This window comes from Micromonospora sp. NPDC002296 (genome assembly GCF_040296145.1).
Lineage (GTDB): Bacteria > Actinomycetota > Actinomycetes > Mycobacteriales > Micromonosporaceae > Micromonospora.
This window is the reverse complement of record NZ_JBEOWQ010000002.1, coordinates 302880-319366: the sequence shown is the minus strand read 5'-3', so window position 1 is coordinate 319366 and position 16487 is coordinate 302880. Positions and strand designations below refer to the sequence as shown.

Below are 16487 nucleotides of genomic sequence, written 5' to 3'. Positions count from 1 at the left end.
TCCTGAAGACTCTCACCCTTCCAGGCGTACACCGGAACACCGGCCGGGGCCTCAGGCGTGCCGTCCGGGCCGACGACGATCGCAGCGGCGGCATGGTCCTGGGTGGAGAAGATGTTGCACGACGCCCAACGAACCTCAGCACCGAGCGCCACCAGCGTCTCGATCAACACGGCCGTCTGAATGGTCATGTGCAGCGAACCGGTGATCCGCGCCCCGGCGAGGGGCTGCGCCTGCGCGAACTCACGGCGGATCGCCATCAGACCCGGCATCTCATGCTCGGCGAGCTGGATCTCCTTACGCCCGAACTCGGCGAGCGACAGATCCGCCACCTTGAAGTCGCCCTCGGCGAGGGTGCTCGGCCGGGCCTCGGACGGCCTGCCGCTGGGGGTAGCCGGGAGGGTGCTGGTCATAGAAGCTCCTGTCGAACGAACGGAGTGCTGCGCGACCCTTCACCTTACGCGCGAGAGCGGACAGCGCGCGGGGCGGTCGGTCGTGAACGGACTTTCCGCCCACTGTCCGGCCGCCCCGCGCATCCCCCCGGTTTGGTTCCCCGCGCGCCCCCGGACCTTCGTCGCGTTAACGCTGCGTACCAATAGAGTCACACTGAGCCAGAGCAACGTCAAGCTATTCCGGAAATTTCGGATATGTGTCGGCTGGCCTCGGCGGCCTTCCCTCGACAGGAGTGACGGTCAATCGAGGCCGGGGGTGGCCACGTACGCCTCGCCCTCGCCGTCGAGGACGAGCGGACCGGCGTCGGCCGGGCCGATCGCGGACCGCCCCGGCACAAGAGCGACAACGCCCCGACCGTCGTCGACCGAGAGCCGCCCGGCCCGGCAGAACACCACGCGGGGCCCCGGCACCGTGAGCCGGACCGGCAGCGCGCCGGCGTCCAGCCGCACCCGGTGCAGCGCGAAATCCTCGACGGGCACCGGCCAGCGGACCACCCCGGCGGACACCGGCTCCGGGGCCACCCGCGGGTCGTCGAGCACCTCGAAGCGGAGCACCCGCAGCAGCTCGTCGACGTCCACCCGCTTCGGGGTCAGCCCGCCACGCAGCACGTTGTCGCTGGCCGCCATGATCTCCACGCCCGTGCCCCGCAGGTAGGCGTGCAGGTTGCCGGCCGGCATCCAGATCGCCTCCCCGGGGGCGAGCCGGAGGTGGTTGAGCAGCAGCGCCACCAGCACCCCGGGGTCGCCCGGGTAGTGGCCGGCCAGCGCTCGGGCCAGCTCCGCGTCCGGCCCCGCGGCCTGCGCCGCCAGCACGTCCGCCACCAGCCCGGCCCGTTCCGCCGCCGGCCAGCTCAGCAACAGCCGTACGGCCTCCCGCAGCCCCGCCGGGCCGCCGCGCAGCGTCGACACCACCGCCCCCAACGCCGGTACGCCGAACGCGGCCAACGCCTCGGCCGACTCCGCCGGGTCGCGGAACCCGCAGAGCGCCTCGAACGGCGAGAGCGCGACCAGCAACTCCGGCTTGTGGTGCGGGTCGACGTAGTTGCGCTCCCCCGCCGGGCGCGCCGCGTCGGCCGCGTACCCGGCACGGGCCTGCTCCGGGTCCGGGTGGGCCTGAAGGCTCAGCGGGGCGTCCGCGGCGAGAACCTTGAGCAGGAACGGCAGCCGGGGGCCGAACCGTTCGACCACCCGGTCGCCGAGCCAGTGCCCCGGCTCGGCGGCCAGCAGGTCGACCAGGCTCGCCGCCGCACCACCGCGCCGCACCGTGGCCGGCGCGCCCGGGTGGGCACCCAGCCACAGCTCGGCCTCCGGCCCCGCGCTGGGCACCGGGCGCCCCTGCAACTCGGCGATCGCTGAACGGGAGCCCCAGGCGTAGTCCCGGATCGGCCCGTGCAGCGGTTCCACCTCAGCTCCCGGTGCGGGTCTCGTCGCCGGCGGTCTTCGTCGCGTGCGGCACCGCGGCGTCCGGGGTGGCCGTGGGAGCCGCGGTGCCGGTGCCGGCCCGCTCAGCCGCGGCGGACCAGATGTCCGGCTCCAGATAGATCACCCGGGCGACCGGGACGGCCGCGCGGATCCGCGTCTCGACGGCGTTGATCCCCCGTGCCAGCTCCTCGGCGCTCTCGCACGCCGGGACCGCGACCTTCGCGGCCACCAGCAGTTCCTCCGGGCCCAGGTAGAGCGTCTTCATGTGGATGATCCGCTCGACCTCCGGGCCGGCGGTGACGGCCCGCTCGATCGCGGCCACGTCCTTCGGCTCGGCGCCCTCACCGAGCAGCAGGCTCTTCGTCTCGATCGCCAGGACGATCGCGATGAGCACCAGCAGGACGCCGATCATGGCAGTACCGGCCGCGTCCCACATGCCGTTGCCGGTGATCAGGGTCATCCCCACGCCGAACAGCGCGAAGACCAGACCGACCAGCGCGCCGAAGTCCTCCAGCAGCACCACCGGCAGCTCCGGGGCCTTGGACCGGCGGATGAAGTGCACCCAGGACTGGTTGCCCCGGATGTGGTTGGACTCCTTGATCGCCGTACGGAAGGAGAAGCTCTCCATCACGATGGCCGCGACCAGCACGACGACCGGCACCCAGTGCCATTCCGTGATCCCGTGCGGGTCGGCCGCCTTGTGCCACGCCTCGTACAACGCGAACAGGCCGCCGACGCTGAACAGCACGATCGACACGATGAACGCGTAGATGTAGCGCTCCCGGCCGTACCCGAAGGGGTGCTCGGGGGTCGCGGCGCGCTTGGCCCGCCGGCCGCCGAGCAGCAGCAGGCCCTGGTTGCCGGAGTCGGCCACCGAGTGGATCGACTCGGCCAGCATCGACGAGGAGCCGGTCAACAGGAACGCGATGAATTTCGTGATCGCGATGCCCACGTTCGCGAACAGCGCCGCGACGATCGCCTTTGTACCGCCGTCGGCGCTCATGCCGGTCCCCGTTCGATGCCGCACGTGCTCACTGGTTTGCCAGCTCCTTCATCTCTGTGATGGCCGGAACCGCCATCGGGTCCAGTCCGTGTGCCAGGGCGAGGTAGACGGAGGCGAAGTCCGGCACCGCCACCAGCGAGGCGAGCCGCTCCAGCGCGGAGCCGCCCTCGGCGGTCACCACGTCGCAGCGCACCCCGCGCCGCTCGGCGAGGGTCTGCACGGCGTCGGCCCGACGTTCCTCGACCGCCAGCGGCTCGTCGGCGTCGTCCTCGGCGTTGAGGCCGCCGTCGCGCAGCAGCACCAGCCGCAGCCGGGTGCCCGCCACCTCGGTCTCCTCCGGGTCGGCGAAGATGTCCCGCTCTCCCTCGGCGAGGCCGCCGAACACGCCGTCGAGCAGGCCGACCCGCCCCCGGCCGGCCTCACCGAGCGCCCCGCTGACCACGGGATAGCGGGCGTTGGCCGACAGGGTGTCACCGAACCGGCGGGCCGCCACGGTGGCCAACGGCGACGAGCCCCAGACGATGGGGATCGACCCCGCCAGCCCGAGGGCCAGCGACTTCGCGGGGTTGACGAACGCCTCGGCCGTGGCACGGCACCGGTCGGCGTCCGCGTCGAGCCGCGCCGCCGTCTCGGCCAGATCCGCCTCGTTGACCTTCACGAGCCCGAGCGTACGGGCGGCGAGCAGAACCGGCACGGTGAGCGCCCACAGGCTGGCCCGGGCCGGGGCGCGGCGGGGCACCGGGATGAACGGCGCGCGGGCCCGCTCGGCCGCCGCCTGCAACTGCGAGTCGGGGGCGCCGACGGCGACCAGCCGGGCGCCCCGGCGGTGCGCGGCCTCGGCCGCGCCGAGCGCCTCGGGACTGCGGCCGGAGGCGCTGACCGCGATCACCACGTCGGCCGCGCCCACCCAACCGGGCACGCCGGCGCTGCGGTGCGGGATGACCGGGACCGGGCAGCGCGGGCCGGCGACCGTGGCCAGCACGTCCCCGGTGCGCCCGGCCGTGCCGATGCCCGCGATGACGACCGCCCGGGGGCGGCCGTCGTCGGCGAGCGCGGTCAGGTTCGTCTCGGCGGTCAGGGCGGCGGACTCCCGGACCTGTGCCCCGGCGGAGGCGGTGAACCGGAGCATGCCGCCCGGGTCGCGCTCCGCGAGGGCGTCCGAGTCGTCCAGCAGGGACTCGTCGGCGTCGCGGCGGCCGCTGACTCCGGCCGTTCCCTCCATCACGGCTGCTGCGCGGGTCCGCCGCGCGCCTCGTCGAGCAGCAGCACCGGCACGTCGTCGCGCACCTCGAAGATCCGACCGCACTCGGTGCAGGTCAGCGTCTGCGCCCCGGCGTCGTAGTCCAGCGGGGCATGGTGTGTGTCCGGACAGGCGAGGATCTCGAGCAACTGCGGGTCCAGGGCCATGGTGCGGCTCCTTCCACGGTGCGGGGACGGCGGTCGACGGTGCCGACCGGCGCAGGCGATCTTATCGGCGAACCCGGTCGAGCACCTCGTCGCGGAGTGAGATCATCCGCTCCTCGGTCGGCGCCTCGACGTTCAGCCGCAACAGCGGCTCGGTGTTGCTGGCACGCAGGTTGAACCAGGCGCCGTCGGGGAAGCTCAGGGTGAGCCCGTCCAGCTCGCCGGCGGTCGCCTCCGGGTACGCGGCGCGCACCTCGGCCACCCTCGCCGCCTGGTCGGCCACCGTCGAGTTGATCTCGCCGGACGCGACGTACCGCTCGTACTCCCGGGCCAGCTCGGACAGCGGTAGGTCCTGCTCGCCGAGCGCGGCGAGGGCGTGCATCGCGGCCAGCATGCCGGTGTCGGCGAACCAGAAGTCCCGGAAGTAGTAATGGGCGGAGTGCTCGCCACCGAAGACGGCGTTGGTGCGGGCCATCTCGGCCTTGATGAAGGAGTGCCCGACCCGGGCCACCACCGGCTTGCCGCCGTGCTCGGCGATGATCTCCGGCACCGCCCGGGAGGTGATCGGGTTGTGGATCACCGTGGACCCGGGATGCCGGGCCAGCTCGCGGACCGCCACGAGGGCGGTGATCGCCGACGGGGAGACCGGCTCGCCGCGCTCGTCGACGACGAAGCAGCGGTCGGCGTCGCCGTCGAAGGCCAGCCCCAGGTCGGCGCCGTGCTCGCGCACGGCCCGCTGGAGGTCGACCAGGTTCGCCGGGTCCAGCGGGTTGGCCTCGTGGTTGGGGAACGTGCCGTCCAGCTCGAAGTAGAGCGGCACGATCTCCAGCGGCAGCGCCGGGAGCACGGCGTCGCCGAGCACGCTGGGCACCGTCCAACCGCCCATCCCGTTGCCGGCGTCGACCACGACCTTCAGCGGCCGGATGCCGGAGAGATCGACCAGCCCGCGCAGGTAGGCGGCGTACTCCGGGCGCAGGTCGCGCCGCTCGGTCGGCCGGGTCTGCGCCTCGGCCGGCGGCGCGGCGCCGGAGTCGAGCAGCGCCTGCGCCCGGTCCCGGATCTCGGCCAGGCCGCTGTCCTGCCCGATCGGGCGGGCGGCCGAGCGGCACAACTTGATGCCGTTGTACTTGGCCGGGTTGTGGCTGGCCGTGAACATGGCACCGGGCAGGCCGAGGATGCCGGAGGCGTAGTAGAGCATGTCGGTGGAGGCGAGCCCCAACTCGATCACCGACCGCCCCTGCGCCCGGACACCGGCGGCGAACGCCTCGGCCAGGGCCGGACCGCTGGCCCGCATGTCGTGCGCGATCACCACCGCGTCGCCGGGCTCGTCGGCGGCGGCGAGCACCTGACCGAAGGCGACGCCGAGCGCCTCGGCCGCCCGCTCGTCCCACTCGTCCGGCACCGTGCCCCGGACGTCGTACGCCTTCACGATCCGGGACAGATCAGACACGGGTTCCGCTCCTTGGCCGCAGGTCCTCAACGCATCTGAGCGTATCGGAGCGCCCCCGCCTCCCCCGCCTCAGCCGGGGAGGCGGGGCATGATCGTCGTCGCGTCGCCGCCACCGGCGGGCGCAGGCGGCCCACCCGGACCGGGCAGCCCACTCGGACCCGGCGTCCCACTGGGTCCGGGCGTCCCACTTGGTCCCGGTGCCTCGGGCGGGCCGGGCTGCCGGGGCGGGGCGTCGCCGGCCGGGTACGCCGTACCACCGCCGTAGACCCCGCCGCCACTGACCGGCGGGGCGGCCTGCGGGCCGGGGCGGGCGCCGTACGTCCCGCCGGACGGGGCTGCGGCCGGCCGGCCGTACACCCCGCCGGTGGGCGGCGCGGGCGGGGTGGCCGTCCCGCCTCCGGAGCGGTACGTGGTGCCGCCCGGGTTGCGCGGCAGCGGCACCGGCGGGTACTCGCCCCGGTCGGCGGCCGGCTCCTTGTCGGCCCGGGACCGGCGCACCAGCAGCACGATCAGGCCGATCCCCACCACGACCAGGCCGATGCCGAAGAGCATGAACACCGACAGACCGCCGGAGTCCTCCTCGACGGCGACCGGGGTGGCCGAGCCGGCCCGGGCGGCGGCAGCGGCCAGGGTCGGGCCGCCGACGTTCACCGCCTCGGTCGGCGCCACGGTCGGGCTCGGCGACGGCGTACGCGACGAGGTGGGTGACGGGCTCGGCGTCTTCCTCTCCCCGACCACCCGGGCCGCGGTGGCGTCCCGGCCGAGGGCACGGCCGAACGCGTTGGTCGCCTCACCGGCCAGCTCCAGCCGGCCGCCCGGTGTGCCCGCCCGGAACGTCACCCGGTAGCGCACCGTGAGGCTCTTGCCCTTGCACAGCGTGGGGTTCGTCGGCGTAACCTGACGCACGGTCACCCCGCCCCCGCCGTCGGAGACCGACACCGGCCGCCACCGACCGGCCACGGCCACCTGGACGGAGGCCTGGTCCGCGGCGAGGCCGTCGAGCCGCAGCCCCAACCCGGTGCGGACGAGCACGCAGCCCCCGGTGCGCTTGCGCACCTCGACGTTGACCGCCCCCGGCGAGCCGCCCGGCCGGAAGCTGTCGGCCGAGCGCACCCGCACCGAGTCGCCGTCGGCCAGGGCCGGCGTCGCCCCGACGGCCACGAGGCCGCCCAGCATCACGCAGACCGCCGCGATCCGCGTCGCCCGCCGACGTACCGCCATGCTCACCTCGCCGTTCCTCCCCGGGTGGGGTCCGCTGGTCAGGTTACTACCGGGTGTGGGGCCCGGTGGTTCGTCGAGCGCCCCGCATGTGCTCTGCGTTACGGAAACCGCCCCCGCCCGCCGCGGGGGCGGGCGGCCGGCAGGTCCGTCAGCAGGCGGCGGCCAGCGCCTCGCGGCAGAGTCGGTCGGCGGTGCGGGTGGTCTCCGGCAGCCGGTACCTCGGCGTCAGCGCGAGCACCCGGGCGCAGGCGTTGTCCAGGCCCATCCGGTGCCCGACGCTGACGAAGACCGGCTTCACCCCGTCGCGGGTACGCAGCACCCGGCCGACCACCTCCCCGCCGTCGCGCAGCGGCGACCAGGCGCCGCGCCGGGCCGCCGGCGGCTCCCACTCGCCGACCAGCGGCGTCTTGCCCACCCCGATCGCGGGCAGCCCGGTGACCACGCCCAGGTGGCAGGCGAGCCCGAACCGGCGCGGGTGGGCCAGCCCGTGCCCGTCGCAGACCAGCAGTTCCGGGCGGACGGTCAGCTTCTCCAACGCGTCCAGCAACGCGGGCAGCTCCCGGAAGGCGAACAGCCCGGGGACGTAGGGGAACGCGGGCCGCCCCACACCGACCGCCCGGTCCACCACGGCCAGCGTCCGGGCGTCCAGCACGGTGACGGCCGCCGCGAGCCGGTCGCCGCTCTCGGCGTACGCGACGTCCAGGCCGGCCACCGTCGCGGGCGCGGTGGGACCCGGCCCGACCAGGTCGGCGAGGGGCCGCATCCGGTCCTGCACGGCGAGCGCCTCGGCCTCGGTGCGCGGCGGCCGATGAGCTCGCGCCTCGGGTCCGTGTGGCCGGTGGGTCGCCGATGGATCAGCCATCGGGTGAGCATGGTCCGCCGTCCCCGTGGGCGCAACGATCAACGTCGGTGACGACACACCCGGCCGGGTCGAGCCGGGGTTTTCGCACACCTGTCGGGTAACTTCTTCTGGTCCGAAATTCCGGTCATCGACAGGAGAAGCTCCGCGCATGGGCAAGAAGACGATCCACGTCTCCGACTTCAGCGGCACCGTTCTGCGGGCGGACGACGAGGTGGTCCGGGTCGTGGTGCTGGAGCACCCCGACCTGGTCGCCGGCCCCGTGCAGCTGGACGCCACCACGGCCGAGGTGGAGAGCATCGACGACGCCACGTTGGACGTCGCGGTGGTGGAGATCCACGACCAGCACGGCGGCGGCGAGCCCCGTCGGGTGGTGCTGACCGCCAGCGAGTTCGACGCGATGGCCACCGACGTGCCGATGGCCCAACTGCTGAAGACCGCCGAGCGGGTCCGCCCGCCGAAGGCGCGCAAGGGCGCCGAGAAGCCGGACTACGGCACCATCGAGCACGCCGGCAAGCCGCACCGGGGCCGGGTCACCGAGGAGGAGGCCCGGCTGGTCCGCGAGCAGCTCGACGAGGTCAACAAGCGGCTCGCCGACGCCGGCATCCGCCAGGTCGACCCGGCCGATCCCGAGCACGCGCTCCGGTACGGCTTCCCCGCCGCCGCGACCATCTCCTCGGTGCCGCCCACGGCCTCCTGACGCCCCGCCGCCGCCCCGCGGTCGCGGGGCGGCGGCGCGAAGGCCCTTCCCGCCGGAGGCGCGGGAGGCCCTCCTACTCCTGTGCGGCGGCGAGAGCCTCGGCGACGGTGGCCTCCGTGGCGGCCTTCTCCACCCCGAGCCCGGTGAGCACGCCGGCACCGTTCTCCACCTCCAGCAGGCCGAGCAGGACGTGCTCGGTGCCGACGTGTCGGTGACCGAGCCGCAGCGCCTCCCGCGCGGTGAGTTCGAGCGCCTTCTTGGCTCCGGGGTCGAACGGGATCAGGGCGGGCAGCGTGTCGGTCGGCGCCGGCAGGGCCGCGGTCGCGGCCTCCCGCAACCGCTCCAGCGGTACGCCCTGGGCGACGACCGCCCGCGCGGCGAGGCCGTCGGGCTCGCCGAGCAGCCCGAGCACCAGGTGCTCGGGGCGGATCTCGGCGTTCCCGGCGGCGCGGGCCGCCTCCTGGGCGGCGATCACGACATTACGGGCCCGGGGGGTGAAGTTGTCGAACCCGCGGGCAGGGTTCAGGGCCGACGGCTCGGTGGACGTCCTGGGCACGAACCTCTTCTGCGCCGCCTGCTTGCTCACCCCCATGCTGCGGCCGATCTCCGTCCAGGACGCGCCGGAGCGGCGGGCCTGGTCGACGAAGTGGCCGATCAGGTGGTCGGCGAGGTCGCCGAGGTGGTCGGCCACCACGACCGCCCCGGAGAGCTGGTCGAGGGTGTCGGTGTGGGCCTTCTTGATTCCCGCGATGAGGTCGTCGAGGCGGATCGTACTGGGCATCTGGGCAGGATTCGTCATGCGTCAACCATAGGTTGACGCGTGCCCGATCGTCAACCCGGAGTTGACGATCTGAAGACGTCCGTGGCCATCAGCTCATCCCGGAAGGGGCGGTGCTGACATCGAGGACGGCGAGGGCGCCCTCGCCGGCCCGCCGGGCCTCGGCGACGGTCCGGCCGAGCGTGACCACCCTGGCGGCCACGCTCGGCAGAGAGACCAGTTCCCCCACCTGGTCCCCCTCGGCGACGAAAACGTCCAGGGCCAGGACACCATCCCGATCCCGGGCCGCCTCGACGCCGGTGATCGCCGTCACCCGCCCCGGCCGGACGTGCTTGGTCAGCAGCATCGAGGCCGAGCGCGGCTGGGCCGGCGGGGCCACGTCCAGCGGCTCGCCGGACATCACCGCCAGGTACGCCGCGACGACGTCGTAGGAGTACGCGTATCCGATCATCATCATGATCGGGCCGCCGGCGAGGCGTCCCGCGCACTCCACCAGCCGGACCACGCCGTCCTCCAGGATCCACTCGCTGTGGATGAACCCCGTGTCGAAGTCGACTGCCGCGACCAGCCGCTCCGCCGCGGCGACCAGCTCGGCATACTGCGCCGGCGGCAGGTCCGGGTCGATGGTCTCGGTCACCGGCACCGGATGCGTCCCGGGGGCGACATCGGTGGCGGTGACGTTGCGGAAGAGCACCTCTCCCCGGCGGACCAGCAGGTTCACGTTGTACTGCCGCCCGACCATGCGCCGCTCGGCCAGGTAGGACTCCACCGCCGGGAAGCGCGTGCTGCTGTGCACGGGCGGGGCGACCATCCGCTCCCAGCCCGCAGGAACGTCGGCGGCGTCCGGCACGATCTGCACCCCGGACGAGCCCGCCCGCGCGGTCGGCTTGAGCACCAGCCCGCCGGGAACCCGCTCGGCGAAGGCCACCGCGTCGGCGGGCGAGCGGATGAGCCGCCACTGCGGGCCGGCGACGCCACCGGCCTCCGCCACCTGGCGTAGCAGGAACTTGTCGCCGAGGATCTCCGCCGACGCCGGTCCCGCGCCGGGCAGGCCGAGGCGCTGGGCCAACCGCGCCGCGAACACCACCCCCGCGTCGTCGACCGGGACGACGGCCTGGATCCGCAGGTCCGGATGCCAGACGTGGAACAGGTCGGCTGCCATCGGGCGTCGGAAGTCCAGTTCGTACAGGTCGCACTCGGGCCAGTGGGCGGCGAGGTGGGCGCGGGCCCCCCGGGCGTACGCCACGGCCGGCTCCTCAATGATGATCACCCGCAGGTCGCCGACGGTGCGGCGCAGCAACGGCAACCAACCCTGCACGTACCCGACGAGGATCAGGGCCCGCCGATCGTCCGGACTACTCACCCGGGACACTCCCTTTCGATGGTTGGGTCGCGACCCGGTCGACGGCCGCCGCCAGCGATCGGACGGTCGGGTTCTGGAAGAGGGTGGCCAGCCCGACGGGAACGCCCAGGGCACGGCTGAGCCGGGCCTCCACCTCGATCAGCCTGAGCGACGAACCACCGGCATCGAAGAAGTTGACATCCGGTCCGAGGGTGTCGCGGCCCAGGGCGGCGGCGCAGACCCGCTCGACCAGCGGCACCATGGGCCCGTCGGCGCGTGCGGTGGCCGTGGCAGCGATCGCGCGCAGCGCGGCGACGTCCGGCTTGCCGTTCGGGGTGAGCGGCATGGCCGCCAGAATCCGCAGGTCGCCGGGGTGCATGGTGGCCGGCAGCAGGTCGGCGAGGTGCCGGCGCAATCCCTCCCCGGTCAGCTCCGGCGGCCCGGCCACGTACGCGGTGACCCCGTCGGGCCCGTCGGCGAGCAGGAGGCAGTCGGTCACGTCGGGGTGCTCCCGCAGCACCGACTCGATCTCGTCCAGCTCGACCCGGGTTCCGTTGAGGCTGACCTGCCGGTCGGCCCGGCCCCGGAACTCGATGGTGCCGTCCGGCCGGGCCATCCCGAGGTCCCCGGTCCGGTACAGCCGCACGCCCTTCTCGCCGTGCGGGTCCGGCCCGAACCGGTGGGCCGTGCCGGTCGGGTCCCCCGGGTAGCCGAGGGCCAGGTACGGGCTGCGGACCCGGATCTCGCCCACCACGTTGACCGGCACCGGGCGCCCGTCGTCGTCGGTGAGCAGGATCTCGGCGGTGGGCGAGGCCGGGCCGACCAGCGGTCGGTTGTCGGCGGTCTCCCGGGATCGGGGGTGGCCGTGGTCGATCGTGGCGGCCACCTGGGGGGTCTCGGTGGCACCGTAGTGCGACACCACCCGCGCCCCGGGACAGAGCCGGGCGACACCGGCGACGTCCCGAGCGTCCACCGCGCCGCCGCCGAAGGCGACCAGTCGGACGTCGACCAGCCGGACGCCGGACGCCTGACCGGCCGCGACGAGCAGCCGCCCCAGGGCGGGACTCAGGTGCAGAACGGTGATCCGCCGGACGGCGAGCCAGCGGACCAGCGCGGTCGGCGACGCGGCCTCCGAGGCTGCCGGCAGGTGCACCGACGCACCCACCGCCACCGCTACCAGCACCTCACGGAGCAGGGGGTCGTGGCCGACCCCGGCGAGCGCGGAGAACCGGTCCTCCCCGGTGAGCCGGTACGCGGCCGGGTACCACTGGAGCAGGGCCGCCAGCGGGGCCGCCGGGGCGGCCACCGGCCGGGGGTGACCGGTGCTGCCGGAGGTGAACGCCAGGTAGGCCGTCCCGGCCGGCAGCGATCCCGCACCGGACACCGGCGACGCCCCGGCCCGAGCCGCCGGGGTGCCGGTGACCTGGTCCGGGCGCACGACCGGACGGTCACCGGTGGCATCGACCACGACCGGGTCGCCGGCGGCGGCCAGCATCCGCTCTCGGCGGGTCGGCGGCAGGCCGGCGTCGACCAGCAGGAACGTCCTGGCTCCGGCCAGCACGGCGACCAGCGCCGCGACCAGCGCCGGAGTCCGGCCACCCAGCACCGCCACCGCACGCCCCCGCCCGGGGTCGACGCGGTCCAGCGCCGTCCCGAGGTCGACGGCGGTCGAGGCGAGCCGGTCGCCGGTCACGGTCTCGTCACCGGCCAGGACCGCGGGGCTGTTCCCGGTGCGCCGCAGGGCGGCCAGGAGGGTACGCCCGAGTTCCGCCGCGGACGAGGTGACGGGCGGGTACGCCCGCCAGGGGGACCGCACCGTGCCCGTGTCGGCCCGTCCGACGTCACCGAGCAGCCGGGCAGCGTCGCGCGGAAGGTCGACGAGCACCCGGACGCAGTCGTCGGCCACCGCCTCGATCCGGTCGTGGTCGAACAGGTCCAGGTCGTAGACCAGCTCCAGCCCGATACCGTCCCGGTCGTCCACGAAGTACGCCGAGATGTCGAACAACGCCCCCGGCAACGGCGGGGTGAGCACCTCGACCCGGGTCCCCGGGCCGAGGTCCAGCGGCGTCGCCGGATACGACAGCAGGTTGCACCAGATCTGGAAGATCGGGTTGGCCGCGGCGATCCGGGGCGGGGCGAGTTCCCGAACCAACTCGTCGAAGGGCACGCGCCGGTGGGCCAGGGCCGTGGCGACCTCGTCGGCCACCATGCGCAGGTTGTCCCGCACCGACCGGTTCCGGTCCACGGCCAGGCGCAGGACCAGCGAGTTGTTGAAGAAGCCCACCGAGTCGGCCAGGTCCGCGTCGTCCCGGTCCGCGACGGGGGTGCCGATGACCAGGTCGTCCTGCCCGGTGTACCGGTTGAGCACCGTCGCCAGGCCCAGGGCGAGCAGGGGGAACAGCGGCACCCGGTGACGTATCGCGAGGTCGCGCAGCTCTCCGGCCACCTGCTCGGGCAGTCGGTGGGCCACCCGCCCGGCCCGGAACCGGGGGGTGACCGGACGGCGGCGGGCGAACGGCAGCCGGACCGGCCCGGGCAGGTCGGCCAGCCGCTTGCGCCACCAGGCGAGTTCCGACTCGACCACGGCCCGGTGCTCCGGGGAACGGGTGGCGGCGGCGACCGCGGGGAACTGCACCGGCTCGGGGAGGTTCTCACCCCGGTACGCCCGGCCGATGTCGCGCTGGACCACCTCGACAGACCAGCCGTCGACCACGATGTGGTGCCCGACCAGGGCAAGGAGGCAGGTGTCCGCTCCGGTCACCAGCACCTCCGCCCGGAACAGGGGGCCGCTGTCCAGCCGGAACGGGCGGCGAACCACCTCGGCCGCCCAGTCCTCGACGGTGTTGGTGGGGTCGGCCACCACCAGGCCGCCGGTCTCCGGCGGGTCCGCGACCAGTTGGACCGGCCGGGCGGCGACCGTTCCGACCCGGGTACGCAGGGCCGCGTGCCGCCCCAGCACGGTGGCGACCGCGCGGTCGAGACGATCCAGGTCGACGGGACCGCGCAGGCGCAGCAGCGCCGGGACGTGGTAGGCGGAGCAGTGCGGGTACATCTGGTGGAGCAGGAACAGCCCCTCCTGTTGGGGGGCCAGCGGAGCGCTGCGCCGGGCCCCGGTGACCGGGCGGGCGGGTCGCGGCGGCACGGCGACGGCGGGCCGGACGTCCAGGACGGCGGCGAACCCGCCGACGGTGGATTCGGCCAGCACGTCTGCGACGGTGACGGCCCGTCCGGTCTCCCGGGCCGCTCGCTCGGCGACGACCATCGCGGACAGGGAGTGCCCGCCGTGCGCGGCGAACTCGCTGTCCGCGTTGAGGTCACGGGCCCCGAAGACCTCCGTCCAGAGCCGGGCGACGTAGCGTTCCCGGTCGGTCATCGGCGGCGCGGCGGACCCGGCGGGGTCGGGGGCGACCGGGGTCGGCCGGCCGGCGCGGAGCAGGGCGGAGACGGCCGCCCGGTCGGCTTTGCCGCCGGCGGTGCGCGGCAGCGCCGGCAGGACCGCCAGGTCGGCGGGTACGGCGGCGGCCGGCAGGACGTCGGCCAGGTCGGCGCGCCAGGCACCGGGGTCGGGTTGCCCGGTCACCACCGCCACGACAGCGCCGTCGCGGACCAGCGCCACGGCATCGGTCACCCCGGGCAGTCGGCGCAGCGCGTGCTCGATGTCGCCCAACTCGATCCGTACCCCCCGGATCTTCACCTGATGGTCCCGGCGTCCGTGGTACGCCAGGTTTCCGTCGGGCAGCCGCCGCACCAGGTCGCCGGTGCGGTACGCCCGCCCGCCCGGCCCGGCGTCGGCATCCGGCACGAACGCCAGGGCGGTCGCCGCCGGCCGTCCCAGATACCCCCAGGACACCTGGGGACCGGCGAGGAGCAGCTCACCCAGTTCCCGCGGTCCCACCTCGCGCAGCGCCGGGTCGATTACCCGGGCGCGGACGCCCGGCAGGGGCCGGCCGATCACCGGCAGGTCCGCCGCACCGACCCGGGCCACCACCGTGTCCACGGTGCACTCGGTCGGCCCGTAGACGTTGTACGCCGTCGTCCCGGCCCGGGCGGTCAGTTCCGCCCACAATCCGTCCCCGATGGCCTCGCCGCCGACCAGGATGCGCAGGTCCCCGCACTGGTCCAGGTACGGCAGCAGCGCCCGCAGGTGGGTGGGGGTGATGTCGAGGTCGGTGACCCGACGGGTGCGCAGCACCTCGGCGAACGCGGCCGGGTCGAGCCGGTCGGCCTCGCGGAGCAGGACCACGGTGTCCCCACGCAGCAGCCGCAGCCACTGCTGGACCGAGGCGTCGAAGGAGAGGCCGGCGTTCCACGCCACCACGTCGTGTCCCGGCCCGGCCGCCCCGCAGGCGAGGAGTCCGTCGGCCAGCGCCAGGACCGCCCCGTGCGGCACCATCGCCCCCTTCGGACGGCCGGTGGAACCGGAGGTGAACACCACGTACGCCAGGTCGGCGTCGGTGACCTCGGGCAGCCGGGCGAGCGCGGCGGCGTCGACGGTGACCTCACCGCGCAACGCGTCGGCCAGATCCGGCACCACGACGTCCGGGCCGGTCGGGGTGCCCGGTTCGGTGATCAGCCGGGTGACGCCCGCCTCCGCCAGGACCGCCGCCTGGCGCCGGGCCGGATGCGCCGGGTCCACCGGCACGTACGCCGCCCCCGCCCGCAGCACCCCGAACAGGGCCACCACCATGTCGACGGAACGGTCGAGGCGGAGGCCCACCACGTCGCCCCGGCCCACCCCGTACCCGGCCAGCGCGACGGCCACCGCGTCGACCCGACGGCCGAGCTCGGCGTACGTGACAGCGTCGTCGGCGACGACCAGCGCCGTGCGGTCGGGGTGGGCGGCCACGACGCGGCCCAGGGCGGCGGGGATCCCGGCGGGGACGGCTTCCATCCGGCTCAGCCCACGAAGTCCAGGCTGACCTTGCCGGTCGTGACCCGCGCCCGCATGTCGGCCACGGCCTGCGCCACGTCCCTGAACGGGTACGACCGGCCCGTCTCCATGTCGAGCTGCCCCTTCTTGATCATGCCGAACAGCCCCACCATGGTCTCCGGGAACACCTCGTGCCGGTCGGAGACCAGGTTGTACGCCGAGAAGCCGGCGATGGTACGGGTGCCGGCCATCAGCGACTCGGGCCGGACCGGGGTGCTGAGCTCCCCCGACGTCGAGCCGAAGATCACCATTCGCCCGCACGGCGCCAGCGCGGCCAGGGCCGAGTCGAGCTGCGGCCCGCCGTGCATCTCCAGGATCACGTCGACCATGCGGCCCCCGTTCGCCTCGACCAGGGCCGCGCCGATGTCGGTGGTGGTGGAGTCCACCGTCTCGTCGGCGCCCAGGGCGGCGGCGTGCGCGCGCTTGTCCGGGGTGGACGCCGCGCCGATCACCCGGCGGGCCCCCCACGCCTTGGCGAGCTGCACGGCGATCGACCCGACCCCGCCGGCGGCGGCCATCACCGCGACGGTCTCCCCACGGGTGATCCGAGCCATGGTCCGCAGGATGTGCCAGGCGGTGAACCCCTGGGTGGCCATCGCGAGGGCGGCCCGGTCGGAGACGAAATCGGGCACCTCGAGGAACTGTTCGGCGACGAACACCTCCGCCCAGGCCCCCTGCCTGGCCCGGCCCAGCATCCGGCGGCCGTCGGCGGTGGTGCCCACCGCCTCGATCCCCGGGCGGTACGGCAGCGGCGGCTTGAGGGAGTAGGTCCCCTCGACGATGTGGACGTCGGAGAAGTTGACGCCCGCGCTGCGGACGCGGAGCAGGGTCTGGTTGCCGGCGGCGACCGGATCCGGTACGTCGTGGATCTCCAGGCCTCCGGGGCCGTGACCGGTCAACGAGATCGCGTGCAAGGTACTTCTCCTAAT

13 protein-coding genes are annotated in these 16487 nt (G+C 74.6%); 1 reads left to right on the top strand and 12 read right to left on the bottom strand.

Going from position 1 to position 16487, the window contains the following annotated elements:
• From ABT023_RS03180 to nfi, 8 genes are all read right to left on the bottom strand, one after another.
• Nucleotides 1–410: adenosylhomocysteinase (locus tag ABT023_RS03180; protein WP_350881114.1), on the bottom strand; the 410-nt coding region annotated here is incomplete at its 3' end.
• A 279-nt stretch (nt 411–689) separates the two neighbouring features.
• Nucleotides 690–1853, bottom strand: coding sequence for a mannose-6-phosphate isomerase, class I (gene manA, locus ABT023_RS03175; RefSeq protein WP_350881112.1), 1164 nt, complete (start codon nt 1851–1853; stop codon nt 690–692).
• A 1-nt stretch (nt 1854) separates the two neighbouring features.
• Nucleotides 1855–2874 (bottom strand): cation diffusion facilitator family transporter, encoded by a 1020-nt coding sequence (locus ABT023_RS03170; RefSeq protein ID WP_350881110.1) that lies wholly within the window; start codon nt 2872–2874, stop codon nt 1855–1857.
• A 28-nt stretch (nt 2875–2902) separates the two neighbouring features.
• Nucleotides 2903–4099, bottom strand: coding sequence for an SIS domain-containing protein (locus ABT023_RS03165; protein ID WP_350881108.1), 1197 nt, complete (start codon nt 4097–4099; stop codon nt 2903–2905).
• Nucleotides 4096–4281, bottom strand: a complete 186-nt coding sequence (locus ABT023_RS03160; protein WP_117665810.1) for a Trm112 family protein — start codon at nt 4279–4281, stop codon at nt 4096–4098. The genes ABT023_RS03165 and ABT023_RS03160 overlap by 4 nt, the downstream gene beginning before the upstream one ends.
• Nucleotides 4282–4342: 61 nt before the next feature.
• Nucleotides 4343–5728: a phosphomannomutase/phosphoglucomutase gene (locus ABT023_RS03155; RefSeq protein WP_350881106.1), complete on the bottom strand. Its 1386-nt coding sequence runs from the start codon at nt 5726–5728 to the stop codon at nt 4343–4345.
• 69 nt (nt 5729–5797) lie between these two features.
• Entirely contained in the window at nt 5798–6949 is a 1152-nt protein-coding gene (locus ABT023_RS03150; protein ID WP_502890576.1) for a hypothetical protein, read from the bottom strand.
• Between the two features lie 148 nt (nt 6950–7097).
• Nucleotides 7098–7811 carry a deoxyribonuclease V gene (gene nfi / locus ABT023_RS03145; RefSeq protein WP_350881103.1) on the bottom strand — a complete coding sequence of 238 codons (714 nt, stop codon included), beginning with the start codon at nt 7809–7811 and terminating at the stop codon, nt 7098–7100.
• Between the two features lie 148 nt (nt 7812–7959).
• Between nfi and ABT023_RS03140 the strand changes: the two genes are divergently transcribed.
• Nucleotides 7960–8508 (top strand): hypothetical protein, encoded by a 549-nt coding sequence (locus tag ABT023_RS03140; RefSeq protein ID WP_350881101.1) that lies wholly within the window; start codon nt 7960–7962, stop codon nt 8506–8508.
• Between the two features lie 73 nt (nt 8509–8581).
• Here ABT023_RS03140 and ABT023_RS03135 read toward each other — a convergent pair whose 3' ends face one another.
• The 4 genes from ABT023_RS03135 to ABT023_RS03120 form a co-directional block, all read right to left on the bottom strand.
• Nucleotides 8582–9307 carry a Clp protease N-terminal domain-containing protein gene (locus ABT023_RS03135; RefSeq protein ID WP_502890572.1) on the bottom strand — a complete coding sequence of 242 codons (726 nt, stop codon included), beginning with the start codon at nt 9305–9307 and terminating at the stop codon, nt 8582–8584.
• Nucleotides 9308–9377: 70 nt separating this feature from the next.
• Nucleotides 9378–10649, bottom strand: coding sequence for an ATP-grasp domain-containing protein (locus ABT023_RS03130; protein WP_350881097.1), 1272 nt, complete (start codon nt 10647–10649; stop codon nt 9378–9380).
• On the bottom strand, nt 10642–15519 hold the full coding sequence (locus ABT023_RS03125) for a non-ribosomal peptide synthetase (RefSeq protein WP_350881095.1): 4878 nt from the start codon (nt 15517–15519) through the stop codon (nt 10642–10644). Before ABT023_RS03125 ends, ABT023_RS03130 begins: the two co-directional genes overlap by 8 nt.
• 5 nt (nt 15520–15524) lie before the next feature.
• Nucleotides 15525–16472 carry a quinone oxidoreductase family protein gene (locus tag ABT023_RS03120; protein WP_350881093.1) on the bottom strand — a complete coding sequence of 316 codons (948 nt, stop codon included), beginning with the start codon at nt 16470–16472 and terminating at the stop codon, nt 15525–15527.
• Nucleotides 16473–16487: the final 15 nt, after the last annotated feature.